Here is a 19,993-nt window from a genome sequence, read left to right on the forward strand (position 1 = left end):
GCGCGGCGCTAGTCGGCGGCGCGTTCCATCAGCAGCGCCAGCTGCACGATCAGCAGCGCCCACAGCCCGAACAGCGCGGTGGGGAACAGCGGCAGCCCGAACACCAGCGCGTCGGCGTCCCACAGCGCCAGCAGCGGAAAGTTGAACAGCAGCAGCGCCAGCGCGAACAAGGCGATCAGGCGCTGCGACAGCAGGTGGCGGTGCATGGTGCCGGCGGCCCAGGAGGGTCCGGGCTCAGGATGCATCGAGGCGGAAATGATGCACCAGGAAACTGCGCCAGCGCTGCACCAGCGCCAGCGCGTCGCGCAGCGTCTCGCGCTCCAGCAGCGGCAGTGCCGCCGGCAGCACGGTGTCGTCGGGCGCCTGGCCCGCCGCGCGCTGCGCCAGCTGGTGCTTCAGCCGCAGCGCCATCAGGAAGTGCAGTGTGTCCAGCAGGTCGCGCGCGAGCGTCGCGTCGAGCCGGCCCGCGGCCACGAGGCGGTCGGTGCGCGCGGCCGTGCCGAGCTCGCGCACGTGGTGCTGCAGCGCCAGCGCCCGCACGCCATGCACGATGGGGAAGATGCCCAGCTTCTTCAGGTCGAGCGCGGTGGCGTCGTGGCGGCCGCGTCCGGTCAGGCGCGAGAACCAGTGCACCGGCTCCTGGAACTGGTTGGCCGCCGCCGCGAAGCGCGACAGGTAGACGTCGTTGCCGGCCAGCAGGTCGTCCAGGTGCGTGCGCGCCTGCACGAGAAGGCTGGCGTCTCCCGCGACCACGACCGCGTCGGCGAAGATGGCCAGCTGCATCGGACCGTCGGCGCTGCCGCCCAGCAGCCAGCCGCGCAGCGTCTCGCGGAACGCCGCGAGCTCCTGGCGCCAGGGCGGGTTGCTGAGCATCACGCCACCGCGGCACGGCGGGTAGCCGAATTCGGCGAGTGCGGCACTGAAGCGCGTGGCCACCGCGGCCACGGCGTCGGCGTCGAGCGCGTCGAAGCCGTCGCGCAGCAGCAGCGCGTTGTCCTGGTCGGTCTTCAGGATCTGCTCGCCGCGGCCTTCGCTGCCCATCACGAGCAGGCAGCTGCCCTGCACCAGCGCGGGCGGCGCCAGCAGCGCCCAGGTGCGGGCGAACAGCCGCGCGTTCAGCTCGCACACCAGGTGCGCGATGCGCTCGACGCGGATGCCGCTGCCGTGCAGCAGCGCCACCATTTCGTCGGTGCTGGCCGCGGCCCGCTGCAGCTCGGCCAGCGTCGTGGCCTCGTCGATCTGCAGCGCCACCACGTGCGAGTGGTGGGCGACGAAGCTGACCAGGTCGAGCTGCCCCAGCACGCCCAGCACGGCGTCGCCGTCGCGCACCACGAGGCGGTGCACGCGGTGCTTGACCATCAGCCACAGCGCCTCGAAGACCTCGCTGTCGGCCTGCACCTCGACGATGTCGAAGCGCGCCACCTCGCGCACCGCCAGCGCCGCGGGCGGCACGTCGCGCAGCAGCGCGTCACGCAGGTCGGTGGTGGTGAAGATGCCCAGCCGCGTGCCGTCGCGCACCAGGGCGCTGGTGGCACCGCGTGCCGCAAGTTCGCGGCACACCGCCACCAGATCGAGCGCGCCGTCGACGTAGACGGGCTTGCGCACGAAGGCGTCGCGCACCCGCGCCGTCACCAGCGAGAGCATCTCCCGCCGGGGATCGGGCATCGCGGGTGGCGCGCCCGTCACGCCGGCAGCCTTCAGTGGCCGCTGGCGCCGCTGGCGCCGATGCCGGTCTCGCTGCGCACCTGCTGCGCCAGGAAGCCGGCGCGGTCGGTCTTGGCGCGGGCGCTCTTGTCGAGCACCGAGAACAGCCAGATGCCGACGAAGGCGATCGTCATCGAGAACAGCGCCGGGCTGGTGTACGGGAACAGCGCCGAGCCCTTCGGGTTGCCGAGCGTGGCTTCCCACACCGACGGCGACACCACGGTCAGCGCCACCGACGAGATCAGGCCCAGGAAGCCGCCGATCACCGCGCCCTTGGTGGTGCAGTCCTTCCACAGCACGCTCATGAAGAGCACGGGGAAGTTGGCCGAGGCCGCGATCGCGAAGGCCAGGCTCACCATGAAGGCGATGTTCTGCTTCTCGAACGCGATGCCCAGCACCACGGCGATGACGCCCAGCGCCACGGTCGTCCAGCGCGAGACCTTCAGCTCCGAGGCGCTGTCGGCACGGCCCTTCTTGATGACGGTGGCGTACAGGTCGTGCGACACGGCGCTGGCGCCGCTGAGCGTGAGGCCGGCCACCACCGCGAGGATGGTCGCGAAGGCCACCGCCGAGATGAAGCCCAGGAACACGTTGCCGCCCACCGCATTGGCCAGGTGGATGGCCGCCATGTTGCCGCCGCCCAGCAGGCCGCCCTTGGCGTCCAGGAACTGCGGGTTGGTCAGCACGAAGGTGATGGCGCCGAAGCCGATGATGAAGGTCAGCAGGTAGAAGTAGCCGATCCAGCCGGTGGCCCACATCACGCTCTTGCGTGCTTCCTTGGCGCTGGGCACGGTGAAGAAGCGCATCAGGATGTGCGGCAGGCCGGCGGTGCCGAACATCAGTGCCATGCCGAAGCTGATGGCGCTGATGGGGTCCTTCACGAAGTTGCCCGGGCCCATGATCGACTGCCCGATGCTGCTGGCGACCTCGGCGGTCTTGCCGTCCTTCAGCGCCAGGTCGGCCTTGATCTGCACCGCCTGCGCGAACAGGGCCTCGGGGCTGAAGCCGAAGTTCCACATCACCATGAAAGCCATGAACGAGGCGCCGCCCAGCAGCAGGCAGGCCTTGATGATCTGCACCCAGGTGGTGGCCGTCATGCCGCCGAAGAGCACATAGACCATCATCAGCGCGCCGACGATGACCACCGCGATCCAGTACTCCAGCCCGAACAGCAGCTTGATCAGCTGCCCCGCGCCCACCATCTGCGCGATCAGGTAGAAGGCCACCACCACCAGCGTGCCCGAGGCCGCGAAGATGCGGATGGGCTTCTGCTCGAAGCGGAAGGCCGCCACGTCGGCGAAGGTGAACTTGCCCAGGTTGCGCAGCCGCTCGGCCATCAGGAAGGTGATGACGGGCCAGCCGACCAGGAAGCCGATCGAGTAGATCAGGCCGTCGAAGCCGCTGGCCATCACGGCCGCGCTGATGCCCAGGAACGAGGCCGCCGACATGTAGTCGCCGGCGATCGCCAGGCCGTTCTGGAATCCGGTGATGCCGCCGCCGGCGGTGTAGAAGTCCGACGCGCTCTTGGTCTTGGCCGCTGCCCACTTGGTGATGTAGAGCGTGCCCACGACGAACAGCGCGAACATGCCGATGGCCGTCCAGTTGGTGGCCTGCTTGGTGGCCTGGCCGAGGTCGGCACCGGCGGCCCAGGCGGCGAACGACACGCCCAGCAGCGTGGCCAGCGTCAGCAGCCGGCGCGGGGTGTCCCCGAGCTTGAAGGCGGGGCGGCTCATTTCAGCACCGCCTTGGCGACGGCGTCGGCCAGGTCGTCGAACTCGCCGTTGGCGCGCTGCACGTAGTAGGCGGTGATGATCACCGTGAACACGATGACGCCGAAGCCGATGGGAATGCCCAGCGTCATCACGCCGTCCCCCATGCGCGTCGCCAGGAACGGCTTGTTGAACGCCACCAGCAGCACGAAGCCGTAGTAGACGACCATCATCGCCAGCGTCAGCCACCAGCCGAAGCGCGTGCGCTTGGCCTTGAGCTCGATGTACTTGGGGTGTTGCGCGATGCGCGTCGCGAGGTCGGCTTCCATGGTGTCTCCGTGCTGTTGTCGGGCCTGCCGCATCTTTGGGCCGGGCACTGACCCAGCTCTGACGCCGGGCCAACAGGGGCTGACGGAGAACTGAACCGGACCTTACGCGGCGCCCGCGCCGCCGTCTGTGCGCTGCACCGCGGCCGCGCGCGTGACGCCCGCGCGCGGCGCGCCTTCGCGGTCCCAGGCGGGGCCGTCGAACCAGGCGTCGCCGCGCACGGCGGCGGCCAGCATCGGCAGCGCGTCCAGGCCCCAGAAGACGCGGCCCTCCAGGCCGAAGGCGGGCACGCCGAAGACGCCGGCCCGCAGCGCGGCCTCGGTGTCGTCGCGCAGCTGCTGCTTCACCGCCGCGCTGTCGGGGTCCAGCGTCGGCGCGAGCTGCGCGCGCAGCGCGGCCAGGCGCTCGGGCGCGTTGGCGTCGGCGCCGTCGCCGCACCACACATGGCGCAGCACGGCTTCGACGACGCGCCGGTTCGGGCCCGCCGCCAGCGCCAGGCGCTGCAGCGCCAGCGGGTTGAACGGGTGCTGGGCCGGCGTGTGCAGCGGCACGCCCTGCTGTGCGGCGAGCCAGTGCACGTGGCGGAAGGTCCAGGCGCGCTTGGGCTCGATCTCGGCCGGCCCCTTCTGGCCCCAGTGCTGCAGCAGCCCGGCCAGCAGGATGGGCCGGTAGCTCACCTCGACGCTGCAGCCGGCCAGCGCCTCGGGCAGGCGCTCGAAGGCCAGGTAGGCGAACGGCGAGATGGCGTCGTACCAGAAGGTGATGTGCTTCATGGCGCGCGGGGTTCCTTCTGCTTCTGCGCCTGCTGCTGCAGCCACAGCACGCGGCGCTCGGCCAGGGTCTGCAGCAGCGCGCGCTTCTCGGTGTCGTCCAGCAGCGACCAGACCGTGATCTCGTCGATGCTGCGCAGGCAGCCTGCGCACAGGCCGCTGGCCTCGTCCATGCGGCAGACGCTGGTGCAGGGGCTGGCGACGGAGGAGTCGGCCTGGCTCATGGCTGCTGCACCACGTCGGCGACCGGCGCGCCGGTCAGTTGCTGCAATTGCTGCGGGCTGAGCCGGAACACGCCGTTGGGGTGGCCGGCGGCGGCCCAGATCTCGGTGAATCGGAAGAGCGTGCGGTCGATCAGCGTCGTCACCGGCGTGGCATGCGCCAGCGGCGCGACGCCGCCGATCGAGAAGCCGGTGCGCGCCTTCACGAACTCGGCATCGGCGCGGCCCAGCGGGCCGGTGTGGGCAGCGACGCGGTGTTCGTCGACGCGCTGGTCGCCGGCCGTCACCACCAGCACGGCGCTGTCGTCGTGCCGGCTGCGGAAGATCACGCTCTTGGCCACCTGGCCCACCGTGATGCCCAGCACGTCGGCAGCTTCCTGCGCCGTGCGTGCGGGCACGTCGAGCCAGCGCGGGGCGTGCGGGTGGCCGCAGGCGGCCAGCGCCGCGGCCACGCGCTGGAAGCCTTCGGGGCGCTCGGCGGAAGAAGCGGGTGCCGTCATGCCGCAGCGCCGGCCTGCACCGCCACGCCCCGCTTGGCCAGCAGCGCCCGGCCGGCACGCGAGGCAGTGGGCCGGCCGATCACGCCGGAGATGTAGGCGCCGGCATCGACCAGCGCGTCGAGGTCGATCCCGGTGGCGATGCCCATGCCGTGCAGCATGAAGACCACGTCCTCGGTGGCGACGTTGCCGGTGGCGCCCTTGGCGTACGGGCAGCCGCCGAGGCCGGCGATGCTGGCGTCGAACACGTGCACGCCGAGCTGCAGGGCGGCGTGGATGTTGGCCAGCGCCTGGCCGTAGGTGTCGTGGAAATGCCCGCTCACCTCGGCCAGCGGGAAGTGCTTCAGCGCCCGTTCCAGCACCGCCTGCACCGCGCGCGGCGTGCCGACGCCGATGGTGTCGGCGATGCCCATGTGCTGCACGCCGATGCCCTGGAGCAGCAGCACCACGCGCTCGACCTCGTCGGGCGTCACCGCGCCCTGGTACGGGCAGCCGACCGTGCACGAGACCGCGGCGCGCACCTTCACGCCGGCAGCACGCGCCGCGGCCACCACGGGCGCGAAGCGGTCGATGCTCTCGGCGATGCTGCAGTTGATGTTGCGCTGGCTGAAGGCCTCGGTGGCGGCGGCGAACACCACGATCTCGTCGGGCCGGCTCGCCAGCGCCGCTTCCAGCCCCTTCATGTTGGGCGTGAGCACCGCGTAGCGCACGCCGGGCCGGCGCCGCAGGCCGGCCATGACCTCGGCGTTGTCGGCCATCTGCGGCACCCACTTCGGGCTGACGAAGCTGGTGACCTCGATCTCGCGGCAGCCCGCGGCCTGCAGCCGGTGCACGAGTTCGATCTTCTGCGCCGCGCTGACCGGCGCGGCTTCGTTCTGCAGGCCGTCGCGCGGGCCGACTTCGACGAGGGTGACGTGTTCGGGGATCATCGTGTGTCCACTGTACTGGGGATGGGGCCAAGCTTGTGGGGGATGGGCACCGGAGCCCGCACTGCCGACACTGGCGGGGCCATGGACACCAGCCGCCTCTTCCGCATCGCCAACCGCATCCACCTGCTCCTGCTGAAGGAGCTGGGACAGGGCATCGACGTGCAGCGCCTGCTGAACGAACGCCTGTACGCACGCGACGTGCTGCTGGTCTGCGATGCCCAGCCCGGCACCGACCTCGCCTCGCTGGCGCTGCACTTCCGCCACACGCGCGCGGCACTGGCCGCGTCGGCGCCGCGCCCGGGCAGCGCGCCGGCCGAGACGCCCGGCAGCTTCAGCCACACGCTGAGCAGCCTGTTCGGGCACGACTTCGAGATCGCGCAGCCGCCGGCGACCGGGCAGCCCGCCTTCGCCGACAGCGCCTTCCGCCTGAAGCCGCGGGCGCGGCCGGTGGCCGGCCATCCGCCGCCGCGCAGCCGCCTGTCGCCGGCGCGCTGGATCGGGCTGTAGCCGCCCCGCGGCCCCGCCCTCACGCCGCCGGCTCCGCCAGCCGCAGCAGTTCACCGCCCTCGGCCACCTGGTCGCCCACGGCGTACAGCAGCTCGGCCACGACGCCGTCGCGCGGCGCGGTCAGCGTGTGCTCCATCTTCATCGCCTCCATCACGGCCAGCGCCTGCCCGCGCTGCACGGTGTCGCCGGCCGCGGCCAGGAAGGCCACGACCTTGCCCGGCATCGGGGCCGTCAGGCGGCCGCCTGCGCCGGCACCGTCGGCCGCGTGGGCGATCGGGTCCAGCTCGGTCACCACGGCGCTGGCCCAGGGCGCGAACACGGCATGCCGTTCGCCGTCGGCATACACCGACAGCGTGGCGCGCTGCGTGCCCAGCAGCACGTCGTGGCGGTCGCCGCCGAGCGCCCGCGCGCGCAACGGCCAGCGCTGCGCGCCCAGGCACAGCACGGTGTCGCCGTCGTGCAGGCGCTGCACGGTGACGACCTGGCGTGTGCCCTGCAGTTCCAGCTCGAAGCGGCGCTGCGCACCGCCGTGCAGCCGCCAGCCGTCGCGGCGCGACCAGGGGTCGGCGCCCTCCAGCGCCGCCTCCTGCGCCAGCGCGTGCGCCACGACGCCGGCCGCGGCCCACTCGGCGGCCAGCGGCGGCGCCTCGAACAACGCCGCGTGCTCGCGCTCGATCAGCGCCGTGTCCAGGTCGGCGGTGGCGAAGGCCTGCGTGTTCACGACCCGGCGCAGGAAGGCGACGTTGGTGTGCAGGCCCATCAGATGGGTGTCCCGCAGCGCCGCGTCCAGCCGCGCCAGCGCCTGCGCGCGGTCGGCGCCCCAGACGATGAGCTTGGCCACCATCGAGTCGTAGTACGGGCTGATGGCGTCGCCTTCGCCGAAGCCGCTGTCGACGCGCGGCAGCACGCCGTGGCGCTCGAAGGCCACGTGCTGCGGCCAGCGTGCCACCTGCAGCGTGCCGGTGGCGGGCAGGAAGCCGGCGTCGGGGTTCTCGGCGCAGATGCGGGCCTCGATCGCGTGGCCGTGCAGGTGCAGTTCGTGCTGCTGCTTCGGCAGGCGCTCGCCGGCGGCCACGCGCAGCTGCCACTCCACCAGGTCCAGGCCGGTGACGGCTTCCGTCACCGGGTGCTCGACCTGCAGCCGCGTGTTCATCTCCATGAAGTAGAAGCGCAGGTCGCCATCGTCCAGCGTCTCGGCGATGAACTCCACCGTGCCGGCGCCGACGTAGCCCACGGCCTGCGCGGCGGCCACGGCGGCGGCCCCCATCTCGGCGCGGCGCGCGGCCGTCATGCCGGGCGCCGGGGCTTCCTCCAGCACCTTCTGGTGGCGGCGCTGCACCGAGCAGTCGCGCTCGAAGAGGTGGATGCACTGCCCGTGGCTGTCGCCGAAGACCTGGATCTCGATGTGCCGCGGCCGCGTCACGTAGCGCTCGACCAGCACGTGTGCGTCGCCGAAGCTGGCCTGCGCCTCGCGCTGGCAGCTCGCCAGCGCGGCGGCGAAGTCGGCGGCGCGCTCCACGCGCCGCATGCCCTTGCCGCCGCCGCCGGCGCTGGCCTTGATGAGCACCGGGTAGCCGATGCGCTCGGCCTCGCGCGCCAGCAGCGCCGGGTCGTTGTCGCGGCCGTGGTAGCCCGGCACCAGCGGCACGCCGGCCTTCTCCATCAGTGCCTTGGCGGCGCTCTTGCTGCCCATCGCCGCAATCGCCGAGGCCGGCGGGCCGATGAAGACCAGGCCGGCGTCGGCGCAGGCCTGCGCGAACTCCTCGTTCTCGCTGAGGAAGCCGTAGCCCGGGTGCACCGCCTTCGCGCCGGTGGCCAGCGCGGCCTCGATGATGGCCTGCCAGCGCAGGTAGCTCTCGCGTGGCGGCGCGGCGCCGATGTGCACGGCTTCGTCGCACAGCTGCACGTGGCGCGCATGGCGGTCGGCGTCGGAGTAGACGGCCACCGTGCGCACGCCCAGGCGCCGCGCGGTGGTGGCCACGCGGCAGGCGATCTCGCCGCGGTTGGCAATCAGGATCTTCTTGAACATCGTCGTTCCTTCGGGAATTCAGGGCACCCAGACCACGTCGTCGTCGACCGCATACAGCTTGCAGGCCGCGCCGCGCGCGGCCTGGCAGAAGCCGAGCGCGCGGCCCGCGGCCCAGTCGCCGCTGGCGTGGCCGGCGGCGCCGTCGGGGCCGACCGCGAAGGCGCGCGGCGCGGGGCTGGCGAGAAAGCGGCGGTACAGGCGTTCGCGCTGCGCGGGCGGCAGCGGCACGCGTTCGATAGCGTCGATGGCGGCGTGGCCGCTGGCCGGCGGGCGCGGCACCAGGCCGCTGCGCGTGAAGCCGGCGGCGGCCAGGTGGGTCTCGACCAGCGGCACCCACTGGTCCATCGCGGTGCGCAGGCCGCCGTGGCCATCGCGGCCGGCGTCGGGCAGGTGGTGGAAGTCGAGGCGGCCGCCGCCGTCGGTCCAGGCCTGCGCCCAGCGGCGCGGCCAGTCGGCGCCCCAGTAGCGGTCGTTGCGCCAGTAGATCCACAGCACCGGCAGCGGCGCGGTGGCGCCCTGGGTCTCGAACAGGCGCGACAGCGCCAGCGGGCTGCAGGGGTTGCCCGGGCGCAGGTCGGGGCTGCCGCCGGCGCCGCCGGCGAAGTTGACGGCCGCCACCAGCCCCGGGGGCTGGCGCGCGACGACCGCCAGCGCCGCCAGCCCGCCGACCGACTGGCCCATCACCACCCAGCGCGACGCGTCCACCCACGGCAGCGCCTTCGCGTGCGCCACGGTCGCCAGCACCTGGTCGGCGGCGGCGGCGGCAGCGGCCTGCGGGCGCATCTGGCTGCAGCTGCCCATGTCTTCCGGGTCGAACGGCCCCAGCGTGTCGCCATAGCCCACGCGCGTGGGCACGAACACGGCAAAGCCCTTGGCGACCAGGTAGCGTGCCAGCACGTCGTAGCGCTGCCGGCCCTGTTCGGCGCGGCGGTCGCTGCTGGCGCGGCCGTGGTTCATCACCAGCAGCGGGAAGGGGCCGTCGCCGGCCGGGCGGAAGCTGGTCAGCGCAATCTGCCGCGTCTCGCTGCGGCCGTAGAGGTCCTTCACCGTGACCGACAGGCGCGTGACCTCCTCGCGCAGGTCGGCGGCCAGCGGCTCGGCCTCGGGCAGCACCTGGGCCGGCGCCGGGCCCGGCAGGGCCGCGCCACACGCCACCCCCACCACCCACCACAGCGTCGCCAGCGCCCGCACCGCCGCCCCCTTCATGCCGGCTCCGGCTGGCGCCCGGCCAGACGCCTGACCAGCGCACGCAGGAAGCGCCACAGCACCACCATCAGCACCAGGCCCAGCAGCACGGCGAGCGCCAGCGCGACGAAGAAGACCGTGGGATGCGTCCACGACAGCCAGAGCATCGCCGGCACCGCGGCATCGCCCGCCAGCGACAGCCCGATGTTGGAGAAGGGCTCGGGCGAGGTGTTGACCGCCGCCCGCGTCGTGGCCTTGGCCGCGTGCGCCCCGGCGGCCAGCGTGCCGCCCATCAGCGCTGCCAGCGTGGCCCAGGTGGCGGAGTCGCCGCCGAACACGCCCGCCGCCAGCGCCGCGCCGGCCGGGATGCGCAGCACGGTGTGCACGGTGTCCCACAGCGTGTCGACGCCGGGCAGCTTGTCGGCGAAGAACTCCACGGCCAGCATCAGCCCGCTGGCCACCAGCAGCAGCGGGTGCTGCAGCACCTGCAGGCCCGTGGGCAGCGCCACCCAGCCGAGGAAGCCGGCCATGCCGGTGAGGAAGACCACCGCGTACAGCCGCAGCCCGCTGGCCCAGCCCAGCGCCGCGGCGATGGCCACCAGCTGCGTGGTGTCCAGCGTGTTCACTTCCAGCCCGGCTCGCGCTTGCCGAGGAACGCGGCCACGCCTTCGCGGCCTTCGTCGCTGGCGCGGATGTCGGCGATGCGGCGCGCGGTCTCGTCGCGCAGCGCGGCGTCGATCGGGCGGCCGGCCACGTCGTGCACCAGCGCCTTGCAGGCCTTCACGGCCGCCGGGCCGTTGGCCACCAGCGCGGCGACGATGGCGGCCACCTGCGCGTCCAGTGCCTCGGGCGCCGCCACTTCGTGCACGAAGCCCAGAGCGTGCGCCTGCTGCGCGCTGAAGCGCTCGGCGGTGACGAAGTAGCGGCGCGAGGCCTGGGCGCCCAGCGCCTTCACCACGTAGGGGCCGATGGTCGCCGGCAGCAGCCCGAGCCGCGCCTCGCTGAGGCAGAAGTGCATGCCTTCGGCCGCCACCAGCACGTCGCACACCGCCGCCAGGCCCACGCCGCCGGCGTAGCAGTCGCCGTGGATGCGGCCGACCACGGGCAGCGGGCAGCTGTAGATGGTCCACAGCATGTCGGCCAGGCGCTGCGCGTCGGCGCGGTTCTCTTCCCAGCCGTAGCCGGCCATCGCGCGCATCCACGCCAGGTCGGCGCCGGCGCAGAACGCCTTGCCGTGGCCGCCCAGCACGATGACGCGCAGCGCCGGGTCGGCGCCCAGCGTGCGGAAGGCGTCGGTCAGCTCGGCGATGACGCCGTCGTTGAACGCGTTGCGCACCTCGGGGCGGTTGAGCCAGACCTCGGCCACGTGGGCGCTGGAGCGGCGGATGTCGAGGGTGGTCGTCATGGTGGGTGGCGGGCTCGGTGGCCTCAATAACGCTTGGCGGCTTCGTCGAGCATCACCTCGGTGGCGCCGCCGCCGATGCCGAGCACGCGGCCGTCGCGCCACAGGCGTTCCACCGGCGTGCCGCGCATGAAGCCCATGCCGCCGTGCAGCTGCTGGCAGCCCTGCGTGACCTCGTTGACGAGTTCGCCGGTCAAGGCCTTCAGCAGCGAGACGTCCTGCACCACATCGTGCCCCTGCGTCACGCGCCACGCGCAGTGCCAGGTGTAGGCGCGCGCGGCGCGGGTCTTGGCGTCGAGCATCGCGATCTTCTGCCGCACCACCTGCTTGTCCCACAGCAGGCCGCCGAAGGCCTGGCGCGTGCGCACGTGCTCCAGCGTCAGCCGCAGCGCCTGCATGCAGTGGCCCACCGCCATCGCGGCCAGTGCGATGCGCTCGGTCTGGAAGTTCTTCATCACGGCGTAGAAGCCCCGGCCTTCCTCGCCCAGCAGGTGGCCGGCGGGCACGCGCACGTGGTCGAAGTGCAGCTCGGCCGTGTCGCTGCTGCGCCAGCCGGTCTTGTCCAGGCTGCGGCCGACCGTGAAGCCGGGCGTGCCTTTCTCGACCGCGAAGATCGAGATCGCATGGCGGCCGCTGCCGGTGCGCGCGGCGACGAAATAGAGGTCGGCGTGCACGCCGTTGGTGATGAACAGCTTGCTGCCGTTCAGCACCCAGCCGTCGCCGTCGCGCACGGCGTGGCTGCGCATGCCGGCCACGTCCGAGCCCGCGCCGGGCTCGGTGATGGCGACCGCGGTGATGGTCTCGCCGCTGGTGATGCCCGGCATCCAGCGCGCCTGCTGCGCCGGGCTGCCGGCGTGGTGCAGGTGCGGGCTCGCCATGTCGGTGTGCACGAGCACGGTGATGATGAAGCCGCCCCAGGTGCTCTGGCTCAGCGCCTCGGCGAAGGCCAGGTTCGTCAGCGCGTCGGCGCCGCCGCCGCCGTGCTCGGGCGCGTACATCAGCCCCAGCAGGCCGGCCGCGCCCATCTTGCGCAGCACCGCGCGCGGCACCATGCCGGTCTCTTCCCATTGCGCCGCGTGCGGCTCGACCTCGCGCGCGAGGAAGCGCGCCACCTGCTCCTGCAGGACCTGGTGGTCGGGGGTGAGGTAGACGTTGTCCACGGCGCCGGCCTCACATGCGGAAGACGCCGAACTGCGGCCGCTCGGGGATGGGTGCGTTCAGGCTGGCGCTCAGGCCCAGCGCCAGCACGCGGCGCGTGTCGGCGGGATCGATGACGCCGTCGTCCCACAGCCGCGCGCTGCTGTAGTACGGGTGCGCCTGGTGCGCGAACTGGTCGAGGATGGGCTGCTTGAACGCGGCTTCCTGCTCGGCGCTCCAGCTGCCGCCCTTGGCCTCGATGCCGTCGCGCTTGACGGTGGCCAGCACGCTGGCGGCCTGCTCGCCGCCCATCACGCTGATGCGCGCGTTCGGCCACATCCACAGGAAGCGCGGGCTGTAGGCGCGGCCGCACATGCCGTAGTTGCCGGCGCCGAAGCTGCCGCCGATGATGACCGTGAACTTGGGCACCGTGGCCGTGGCCACCGCCGTCACCATCTTCGCGCCGTGCTTGGCGATGCCCTCGGCCTCGTACTTGCGGCCGACCATGAAGCCGGTGATGTTCTGCAGGAACACCAGCGGCACGCGGCGCTGGCAGCACAGCTCGATGAAGTGCGCGGCCTTCATCGCGCTTTCGCTGAACAGCACGCCGTTGTTGGCGATGAGGCCCACCGGCATGCCTTCGATGTGCGCGAAGCCGGTGACCAGCGTGGTGCCGTAGCGCGCCTTGAACTCGTCGAACTCCGACGCGTCCACGATGCGGGCGATGATCTCGCGCACGTCGAAGGGCTTGCGCGCGTCGGTCGGGATGATGCCGTGCAGGTCGGTGGCGTCGAACAGCGGCGGCCGCGGCGGTTGCAGCAGCACCTGCTGCGGCTTGCGCCAGTTCAGGTGGGCCACGCTGGCGCGCGCGATGGCCAGCGCGTGCAGGTCGTTGTCGGCCAGGTGGTCGGCCACGCCGCTCAGGCGCGTGTGCACGTCGCCGCCGCCCAGGTCCTCGGCGCTGACGACCTCGCCGATGGCGGCCTTCACCAGCGGCGGGCCGCCGAGGAAGATCGTGCCCTGGTTCTTCACGATGATGGTCTCGTCGCTCATCGCCGGCACGTAGGCGCCGCCGGCGGTGCAGCTGCCCATCACCACCGCGATCTGCGGGATGCCCTGGGCGCTCATGTTGGCCTGGTTGTAGAAGATGCGGCCGAAGTGCTCGCGGTCGGGGAAGACCTCGTCCTGGTTCGGCAGGTTGGCGCCGCCGCTGTCGACGAGGTAGATGCAGGGCAGGCGGTTCTCGCGCGCGATCTCCTGCGCGCGCAGGTGCTTCTTCACCGTGACGGGATAGTAGGTGCCGCCCTTGACGGTGGCGTCGTTGCAGACGATCAGGCACTCGACGCCGCTGACGCGGCCGATGCCGGCGATCATGCCGGCGCCGGGCGCGGCGTTGTCGTACATGTCCAGCGCCGCCAGCGCGCCGATCTCCAGGAACGGCGTGTCCGGGTCGAGCAGCATCTCCACGCGCTCGCGCGGCAGCAGCTTGCCGCGCGCCACGTGCTTGGCGCGCGCCGCCTCGCCGCCGCCTTCGCCGATCTGCGCCAGCCGGGCGTTGAGGTCGCCGACCAGCTGCCGCATCAGCAGCGCGCTGGCCTGGAACTCGTCGGAGCGCGGGTTCAGCTGGGACGTGAGGACGGGCATCGTGTCTCCTGCGCCCGGCAGCCGCCCGGCGGTTGATTGACGTTTACGTTAACGTCAATTGTAGGCACCCGCGGGCATCCGGCCATCGGGGCGAACGACGATAAGTCCGGCCCCGCCCGGCGTCCATCGGCCCTGCCCTAACATCCCCGCGCATGATCTGGCTCGACGCCCTGCTCGCCTGCGCCGCACTCGCCACTGCGCTGGCGCTGCGGCCCTGGCGCGCGGTCGGCGCCGGCGGCCCGCCCTGGCCCTGGCTGGCCTGGTGGCTGCTGCTGCCGGCGTTCTGGGCCGCGGACCGTTTCGTCGCGATGCCGGTGGCGCAGCCCTTGTCGGGTGCCTGCCTGCTGATGCTGATGGCGGGCTGGCCGCTGGCGGTGCTGGCGCTGCTGCCGACCGCGCTGCTGACCTGGTGGATCGGCGACCTCGACGCCGCCGAGGCGCTGCACCGCGGCGTCTGGCTCGGCCTGGTGCCGGCGACGCTGGCGCTGGGCATCGGCGCGGCGCTGCGGCGCTGGCTGCCGCACCACCTGTTCGTCTACATCCTGGGCCGCGGCTTCTTCGGCACCGCGCTGGCCGGCGCTGCCGCCGGCGCGCTGGCGGCCTGGTGGTTCCCGCTGCCGCACGGCCTGGCCGCCGACGACGTGGTGCTGGGCCGCTGGCTCGCCGCCTGGGGCGACGCCTGGATCAGCGGCATGCTGGTGGCCATCTTCGTGGCCTTCCGGCCCGAGTGGCTGGCCACCTACACCGACCGGCTGTACCTGCCCAAGCCGCCGCAGCCGCCGGCCTGAGCCCGCGCGCGAGACACACCGACGCGGATCCGGCTCCGCCGGTCCGTCGGCGGGCGGCCCCCTCGGGGGGTAGCGAGCGTCAGCGAGCTTGCGGGCGCGCCTACTTTCTCCAGAACTGGGGCGTGAAGAGGACCAGCACGCTCAGCAGCTCCAGCCGGCCCAGCATCATCGCGAAGGTGCAGACCCAGGTCTGGAAGTCGTTCAGCCCGCCGTAGTTCACCGCCGGGCCCACTTCGCCGAGGCCGGGACCGATGTTGTTGACGCAGGCGATCACGGCGGTGAACGCGGTCACCACGTCGAGGCCGCTGAACAGCAGCACCATCGTCAGCACCGTCAGCGTGGCGCCGTAGATCATCATGAAGGCGATCACGCTCTGGATCACGCGGTCGCTCACTGCGCGCCCGCCCACCACCACCGGGTTGACGACGTTCGGATGCACGATGCGCACCAGCTCGCGCCGCGCCTGCTTCAGCAGCAGCAGCATGCGGATCATCTTGATGCCGCCGCCGGTGCTGCCGGCACAGGTGGCGAAGCAGCCGAGCAGGATCATCAGCAGCGGCGCGAACAGCGGCCAGGTGGCGTAGTCGTGCGTGGCGTAGCCGGTGGTGGTGGCCACCGAGACGACGTGGAACACCGTGTGGCGCAGCGCCAGCAGGTAGTCGTCGTAGGCGCCGCTGCCCACCAGGTAGGTCGAGATCAGCAGCACGCTGCCCACGAGCACGGCGTAGAAGCTGCGCAGTTCCACGTCGCGCCACAGGATGGACAGCGAGCGCTGCCGCCAGGCCACGAAGTACAGCGCGAAGTTCACGCCCGCGAGCAGCATGAAGACGATGGCCACGGTCTCGATCAGCGGCGAGTTCCAGTAGCCGAAGCTGAGGTCGTGAGACGACAGGCCGCCCAGCGACATCGTCGTGTTCATGTGCATGAAGGCGTCGGCCCACGACATGCCGGCCCAGCGGTAGGCGAAGAAACACGCGGTGCTGACGAGGAAGTACACCACCCACAGGCCGCGCGCGGTGTCGGCGATGCGCGGCGTGAGCTTCTGGTCCTTCAGCGGTCCGGCGATCTCGGCCTTGAACATCTGGCTGCCGCCCACGCCCAGCATCGGCAGGATCGCCACCGCCAGCACGATGATGCCCAGGCCGCCGACGTAGGTCATGAAGCAGCGCCACACGTTCACCGACAGCGGCAGCTGGTCCAGCCCCGACATCACGCTGGCGCCGGTGGCGGTGAAGCCCGACATGGCCTCGAAGTAGGCGTCGGTGACGCTCAGGCCCGGCACCGCCAGCACCAGCGGCAGCGCGCCGAAGGCCGGCAGCGTGACCCAGGTCAGCCCCACCAGCAGGAAGCCGTCGCGCGGCTGCAGTTCGCGGCGGAAGCGCACCGTGGCGATGCTCATCGCCACGCCGGCCAGCAGCGTGGCCACGGTGCCGATGACGAAGGCGTCGCGCCCGGCGTCGCCGCCCACCAGCGCGAAGGCCAGCGGCACCAGCATCATCAGCGCGAACAGCACGACCATGCGGCCGACCAGCGCCACGACGGCCAGGGGACTCATGCGGTCGACTGCATCAGAAGAAGGTGGCGCTCACCTGGAACAGCTTCTCGACCTCGCGCACCATGCGCTTGCGCGGCACGAAGACGATGACGTGGTCGTTGGGCAGGATCACGGTGTCGTGGTGGGCCACGATCACCTGCGGCTTGGCCTCGTCGCCGGCTTCGCTGCCGTCGGGCCGGTGCAGGCCGCGCACGATGGCGCCGACCTGCGCGCCGCGGGGCAGGCCGATCTCTTCGATGCGGCGGCCGGCCATGCGGCAGGTCTTGCGGTCGCCGCGCACGATGGCCTCCAGCGCCTCGGCGGCACCGCGGCGCAGGCTGTGCACGGCCTCGACGTCGCCGCGGCGCACGTAGGCCAGCAGCTCGCCGATGACGGCGTGCGCGGGCGAGATCGCGATGTCGATCTGCGTGCCCTGCACCAGCCCGGCGTAGGCACGGCGGTTGATCAGCGCCAGCACGCGCCGCGCGCCCAGGCGCTTGGCGAGCAGGCACGACATGATGTTGTCCTCGTCGTCGCTGGTGAGCGCGAGGAACAGGTCCATCTGGTCGACGTTCTCGTCTTCCATCAGGTCCTCGTCGGTGCTGTCGCCGTTGAGCACCAGCACGTTGCCGGGCAGCTGCGTGGCCAGGTATTCGCAGCGCGGCCGGTTGGCCTCGATGATCTTCAGCTCGTAGTCGGCGTTGATCTGCCGCGCCAGCCGCAGGCCGACCTTGCCGCCGCCGGCCATCATCACGCGGCGCACCACCTGGTCGCCCTGGCGCAGTGCCTCCAGCACGGTGCGGATGTGCTCGGTGGCCGCGAGCACGAAGACCTCGTCGCCCGGTTCGATGCGCGTGGCGCCGTCCAGCGCGGTGAGCGCCTTGTCGAGCCGGTAGATCGCGACGATGCGCATGTCCACGCCCGGCACCAGTTGCGGGATCTCGGCCAGGCTGTGCTGCACCAGCGGCCCGCCGTCGCCCGCACGCACCGCGATCAGGCTCACCAGCCCGTGCGCGAACTCCAGCACCTGCAGCGCGCCGGGGTATTCGATCAGCTTGCGGATGTAGGCGGTGACGCTTTCCTCGGGGCAGATCACCTGGTCGACCGCGAAGCCGCTGTCCTTGGCCAGCAGCGGCTCGCCGTTCTGGAACTCGGGGCTGCGGATGCGCGCGATCGTCGTCGGCACGTTGTAGAGGTCGTGCGCGACCTTGCAGGCCACCAGGTTGGTCTCGTCCTGCGGCGCGCAGGCGATCAGCATGTCGGCGTCCTCGATGCCGGCATCCCTCAGCACGCTGGGCTGGATGCCGTTGCCGACGACGCCGCGCAGGTCCAGCCGGTCCTGCAGCGCGGCCAGGCGCACCGGGTCGGTGTCGATGACGGTGATGTCGTTGCGCTCGGAGACCAGGCTCTCGGCCACGCTTTCGCCGACACGTCCGGCACCGAGGATCAGGACTCTCATGGCGCCGGATGATAGGCAGGTGCGGCCAGCGCCGTCTTCAGCACCTGCGCCAGCACGGGTTGCAGCGCCGCGGCCATGGTGGCGACGGCCGCCTCCGCCGCCGCCGGCTCGCCCTTGCCGCCGCGCACGGCCCAGGCTGCGGCCAGCACGCGCTGCTGCGCCGCCAGCGCCGGCGCGAGCCGCGCCAGCGCCGCCTCGGGCTCCAGGCCGTGGGCCTGCACCAGCGCGCGCAGCAGCAGCGTCCGGGCGATGGCGGCCAGCGCTTCGTCGTCCCAGGCGGCGTGGCTGCGGTCGGTGCCGCGCACGACGTTCAGCCCGCGTGCCACGCCGGCCGCGCCCAGCGCGCCGAGCAGGCCGCCGGCCAGCGCGCCGGCGCCCATCGTCAGGCCGCCGCTGAGCACGTCGGCCTTCAGCCCTGCCAGCGCACCGGTGACGACCCCGCCCATCAGCGCCGCCCGGCCTTCGCCGACGCGGCTGTGCAGCACCGCGGGCAAGGTCTGGCCGGCGGACGCCGCCGGCGCTGCGCGGCCGAGCAAGGCGGCCAGCCGTTCGTTGCCGGCCTGCAGTTCCTCGGCCAGCATCGTGGCCAGCGCGGCGCGCGCGGCGTCGGCCTCGGCGCGCCGCGCCAGGAAGCCGTCGTCGGCCACCGGCGCGCGGGCGCAGGCGCTGCGCGCCAGGCTGCCGGCCAGCTCGGCGGTGATGGCGTCCAGCCGCGCCTGCTGGCGGCGTGTCCAGCTGTCGGCCAGGCGCACCAGGCGCGGGTCGGCGTCGAGCGCCGCGGCCAGCGCCTGCAGCAGCCGGCCGTCGGGCAGCCAGCCGTCGGCCAGCGCGTGCAGCGACAGCTGCTGCGGCCCCGCCGCGGGCCCGTCGAGCAGCACCACCACCGGCCGCGCCAGCGTGGCCAGCCAGGGCGGGCGCGGGGTCTCGGGCGTGGTCAGCAGCAGCACGGCGTCGACGCTGTCGCGCAGCCGCTGCAGGGCCTGCTCGGCAGGGTCGCCGCCGCTCCACAGGCGCTGCCACCAGCCGCCCGGCGCCGGGGCCGCGGCGGTCGCGACGGAAGCACTGGAAGCCGTGTCCAGCACCGCCGGCACCGGGTCGAGCTGCAGCTCGTCGCCCTCGTCGCTGCGCAGCAGCGTCAGCGGCGCGGTCAGCGGGCCCACGGCCTGGCCGAGCAGCGTGGCCTCGCGCCCGCCGCCCACCCACAACAGGCGCACCGCGCGCGGCAGGCCGGGGCGCATCAGCGGGTGCAGGGCCTCGAAGTACGGCGTGTCCAGCGACAGCGGGAAGCGCCGCGCCAGCGCGCCCGCGCGCAGCGCGCTGAACAGCGCCAGCAGCAGCCGCGGCAGCACGACGCCCAGCACCAGCGTGGCGGCGTAGAGGTGGATCCAGGGCGCGGCGCTGGCCGTGGCCGCGGCGCCGGGCGCCACGCGCAGCGGCCCGACATCGGCCACCGCGATGCCGGTGACGGCGCTGGCCGGCGCCAGCAGCGTGCCCAGCAGGGCCTGCACGGCCGGCGGCTCCAGGAAGGTGCTCTGCCAGCCGGCGCGGTAGTCCAGCACCAGCCCGCGCAGGTACAGGCCCGTCACCAGGCCCAGCGCCAGCGCGGCGGCGCCCACGTGCATCACCAGACCGGCACGCGCCAGCGACAGCGGCGCCGCGTGGCGGGCCCACAGCCCGCCGGGGCCGTCGTCGTGCGCGCGCGCCAGGCCGGCCGCCCAGCGGCGCAGGCCCAGCGTGGGCAGCGGCAGCAGCAGGGCCGCGTAGACCAGCAGGTTCCACGCGACCACGGCCCAGACGGCGGGTGCCAGCAGGTTGACGCGCTGCGGCGGGCCGAGCTGATCGACGGCCATGCCGGCGGCCAGCCCGCCCAGCAGCGCCAGCAGCACCCAGGCGGGGTGCCAGGCGCGGCGGCCCATCCAGCGCTGCGCGGCCCGGTCGCGCGGCAGCAGTCGCGGCAGCGCCAGCGCGGCACGCACGGCGACGAAGCGCTCGGGGGGGGCGCGATCGCCCGCGGTGGCCACCGCCTGCTGCGTGGCCCAGGCGCGGTCTTCGGCGGTCCAGACCGCGGTCGGACCGGCGGTCTCGTGCGACTGCAGCAGCAGGACCTGGCGCGCTTCGTGTTCCGTCATTGGGGCGCAATGTAGCGCCCCG

At 72.9% G+C, this 19,993-nt stretch carries 19 protein-coding genes; 2 read left to right on the plus strand and 17 right to left on the minus strand.

What is annotated here, in order from left to right:
* Positions 1-8 precede the first annotated feature (8 nt).
* From ACPOLB_RS12915 to ACPOLB_RS12950, 8 genes are all read right to left on the minus strand, one after another.
* Entirely contained in the window at positions 9-206 is a 198-nt protein-coding gene (locus tag ACPOLB_RS12915; RefSeq protein ID WP_425261772.1) for a hypothetical protein, read from the minus strand.
* Positions 207-234: 28 nt separating this feature from the next.
* Positions 235-1,665 carry a putative nucleotidyltransferase substrate binding domain-containing protein gene (locus tag ACPOLB_RS12920; protein WP_425261773.1) on the minus strand — a complete coding sequence of 477 codons (1,431 nt, stop codon included), beginning with the start codon at positions 1,663-1,665 and terminating at the stop codon, positions 235-237.
* Between the two features lie 32 nt (positions 1,666-1,697).
* Positions 1,698-3,437, minus strand: a complete 1,740-nt coding sequence (locus ACPOLB_RS12925) for a cation acetate symporter (protein WP_425261774.1) — start codon at positions 3,435-3,437, stop codon at positions 1,698-1,700.
* Positions 3,434-3,742, minus strand: a complete 309-nt coding sequence (locus ACPOLB_RS12930) for a DUF485 domain-containing protein (RefSeq protein ID WP_425261775.1) — start codon at positions 3,740-3,742, stop codon at positions 3,434-3,436. Before ACPOLB_RS12930 ends, ACPOLB_RS12925 begins: the two co-directional genes overlap by 4 nt.
* Positions 3,743-3,844: 102 nt before the next feature.
* Entirely contained in the window at positions 3,845-4,513 is a 669-nt protein-coding gene (locus ACPOLB_RS12935; protein WP_425261776.1) for a 2-hydroxychromene-2-carboxylate isomerase, read from the minus strand.
* Positions 4,510-4,734: a DUF1289 domain-containing protein gene (locus ACPOLB_RS12940; protein ID WP_425261777.1), complete on the minus strand. Its 225-nt coding sequence runs from the start codon at positions 4,732-4,734 to the stop codon at positions 4,510-4,512. Before ACPOLB_RS12940 ends, ACPOLB_RS12935 begins: the two co-directional genes overlap by 4 nt.
* Positions 4,731-5,231, minus strand: a complete 501-nt coding sequence (locus tag ACPOLB_RS12945) for a YbaK/EbsC family protein (RefSeq protein ID WP_425261778.1) — start codon at positions 5,229-5,231, stop codon at positions 4,731-4,733. The genes ACPOLB_RS12940 and ACPOLB_RS12945 overlap by 4 nt, the downstream gene beginning before the upstream one ends.
* Positions 5,228-6,157: a hydroxymethylglutaryl-CoA lyase gene (locus ACPOLB_RS12950; protein WP_425261779.1), complete on the minus strand. Its 930-nt coding sequence runs from the start codon at positions 6,155-6,157 to the stop codon at positions 5,228-5,230. Before ACPOLB_RS12950 ends, ACPOLB_RS12945 begins: the two co-directional genes overlap by 4 nt.
* 81 nt (positions 6,158-6,238) lie before the next feature.
* On the opposite strand from ACPOLB_RS12950, the gene ACPOLB_RS12955 reads away from it, so the two are divergent.
* A complete protein-coding gene (locus ACPOLB_RS12955) occupies positions 6,239-6,664 on the plus strand; it encodes a hypothetical protein (RefSeq protein ID WP_425261780.1) in 426 nt (141 codons plus the stop codon).
* Positions 6,665-6,683: 19 nt separating this feature from the next.
* Here ACPOLB_RS12955 and ACPOLB_RS12960 read toward each other — a convergent pair whose 3' ends face one another.
* The 6 genes from ACPOLB_RS12960 to ACPOLB_RS12985 are packed head-to-tail and all read right to left on the minus strand — an operon-like array spanning position 6,684 to position 14,061.
* Positions 6,684-8,693 carry an acetyl/propionyl/methylcrotonyl-CoA carboxylase subunit alpha gene (locus tag ACPOLB_RS12960; RefSeq protein ID WP_425261781.1) on the minus strand — a complete coding sequence of 670 codons (2,010 nt, stop codon included), beginning with the start codon at positions 8,691-8,693 and terminating at the stop codon, positions 6,684-6,686.
* Positions 8,694-8,711: 18 nt separating this feature from the next.
* The gene (locus tag ACPOLB_RS12965; RefSeq protein ID WP_425261782.1) at positions 8,712-9,899 is read right to left on the minus strand and encodes a dienelactone hydrolase family protein; all 1,188 of its coding nucleotides are present in this window, start codon (positions 9,897-9,899) and stop codon (positions 8,712-8,714) included.
* Positions 9,896-10,504, minus strand: a complete 609-nt coding sequence (locus tag ACPOLB_RS12970) for a DUF4126 domain-containing protein (RefSeq protein WP_425261783.1) — start codon at positions 10,502-10,504, stop codon at positions 9,896-9,898. Before ACPOLB_RS12970 ends, ACPOLB_RS12965 begins: the two co-directional genes overlap by 4 nt.
* A complete protein-coding gene (locus tag ACPOLB_RS12975; RefSeq protein WP_425261784.1) occupies positions 10,501-11,283 on the minus strand; it encodes an enoyl-CoA hydratase/isomerase family protein in 783 nt (260 codons plus the stop codon). Before ACPOLB_RS12975 ends, ACPOLB_RS12970 begins: the two co-directional genes overlap by 4 nt.
* A gap of 23 nt (positions 11,284-11,306) precedes the next feature.
* The gene (locus tag ACPOLB_RS12980; RefSeq protein WP_425261785.1) at positions 11,307-12,440 is read right to left on the minus strand and encodes an acyl-CoA dehydrogenase family protein; all 1,134 of its coding nucleotides are present in this window, start codon (positions 12,438-12,440) and stop codon (positions 11,307-11,309) included.
* Positions 12,441-12,450: 10 nt separating this feature from the next.
* Positions 12,451-14,061, minus strand: a complete 1,611-nt coding sequence (locus tag ACPOLB_RS12985; RefSeq protein WP_425261786.1) for a carboxyl transferase domain-containing protein — start codon at positions 14,059-14,061, stop codon at positions 12,451-12,453.
* Positions 14,062-14,213: 152 nt separating this feature from the next.
* Between ACPOLB_RS12985 and ACPOLB_RS12990 the strand changes: the two genes are divergently transcribed.
* The gene (locus ACPOLB_RS12990) at positions 14,214-14,849 is read left to right on the plus strand and encodes a hypothetical protein (protein ID WP_425261787.1); all 636 of its coding nucleotides are present in this window, start codon (positions 14,214-14,216) and stop codon (positions 14,847-14,849) included.
* Between the two features lie 100 nt (positions 14,850-14,949).
* Here the strand turns inward: ACPOLB_RS12990 and ACPOLB_RS12995 are convergent, their stop codons facing one another.
* Genes ACPOLB_RS12995 through ACPOLB_RS13005 form a run of 3 tightly spaced genes read right to left on the minus strand, consistent with a single transcriptional unit; the run spans position 14,950 to position 19,971 of the window.
* Positions 14,950-16,404: a TrkH family potassium uptake protein gene (locus ACPOLB_RS12995; RefSeq protein ID WP_425261788.1), complete on the minus strand. Its 1,455-nt coding sequence runs from the start codon at positions 16,402-16,404 to the stop codon at positions 14,950-14,952.
* A 13-nt stretch (positions 16,405-16,417) separates the two neighbouring features.
* Positions 16,418-17,842: a Trk system potassium transporter TrkA gene (trkA, locus tag ACPOLB_RS13000; protein WP_425261789.1), complete on the minus strand. Its 1,425-nt coding sequence runs from the start codon at positions 17,840-17,842 to the stop codon at positions 16,418-16,420.
* Positions 17,839-19,971 (minus strand): DUF2868 domain-containing protein, encoded by a 2,133-nt coding sequence (locus tag ACPOLB_RS13005; protein WP_425261790.1) that lies wholly within the window; start codon positions 19,969-19,971, stop codon positions 17,839-17,841. Before ACPOLB_RS13005 ends, trkA begins: the two co-directional genes overlap by 4 nt.
* Positions 19,972-19,993 lie beyond the last annotated feature (22 nt).

Source organism: Rubrivivax soli (assembly GCF_049810355.1).
GTDB lineage: Bacteria > Pseudomonadota > Gammaproteobacteria > Burkholderiales > Burkholderiaceae_C > Rubrivivax.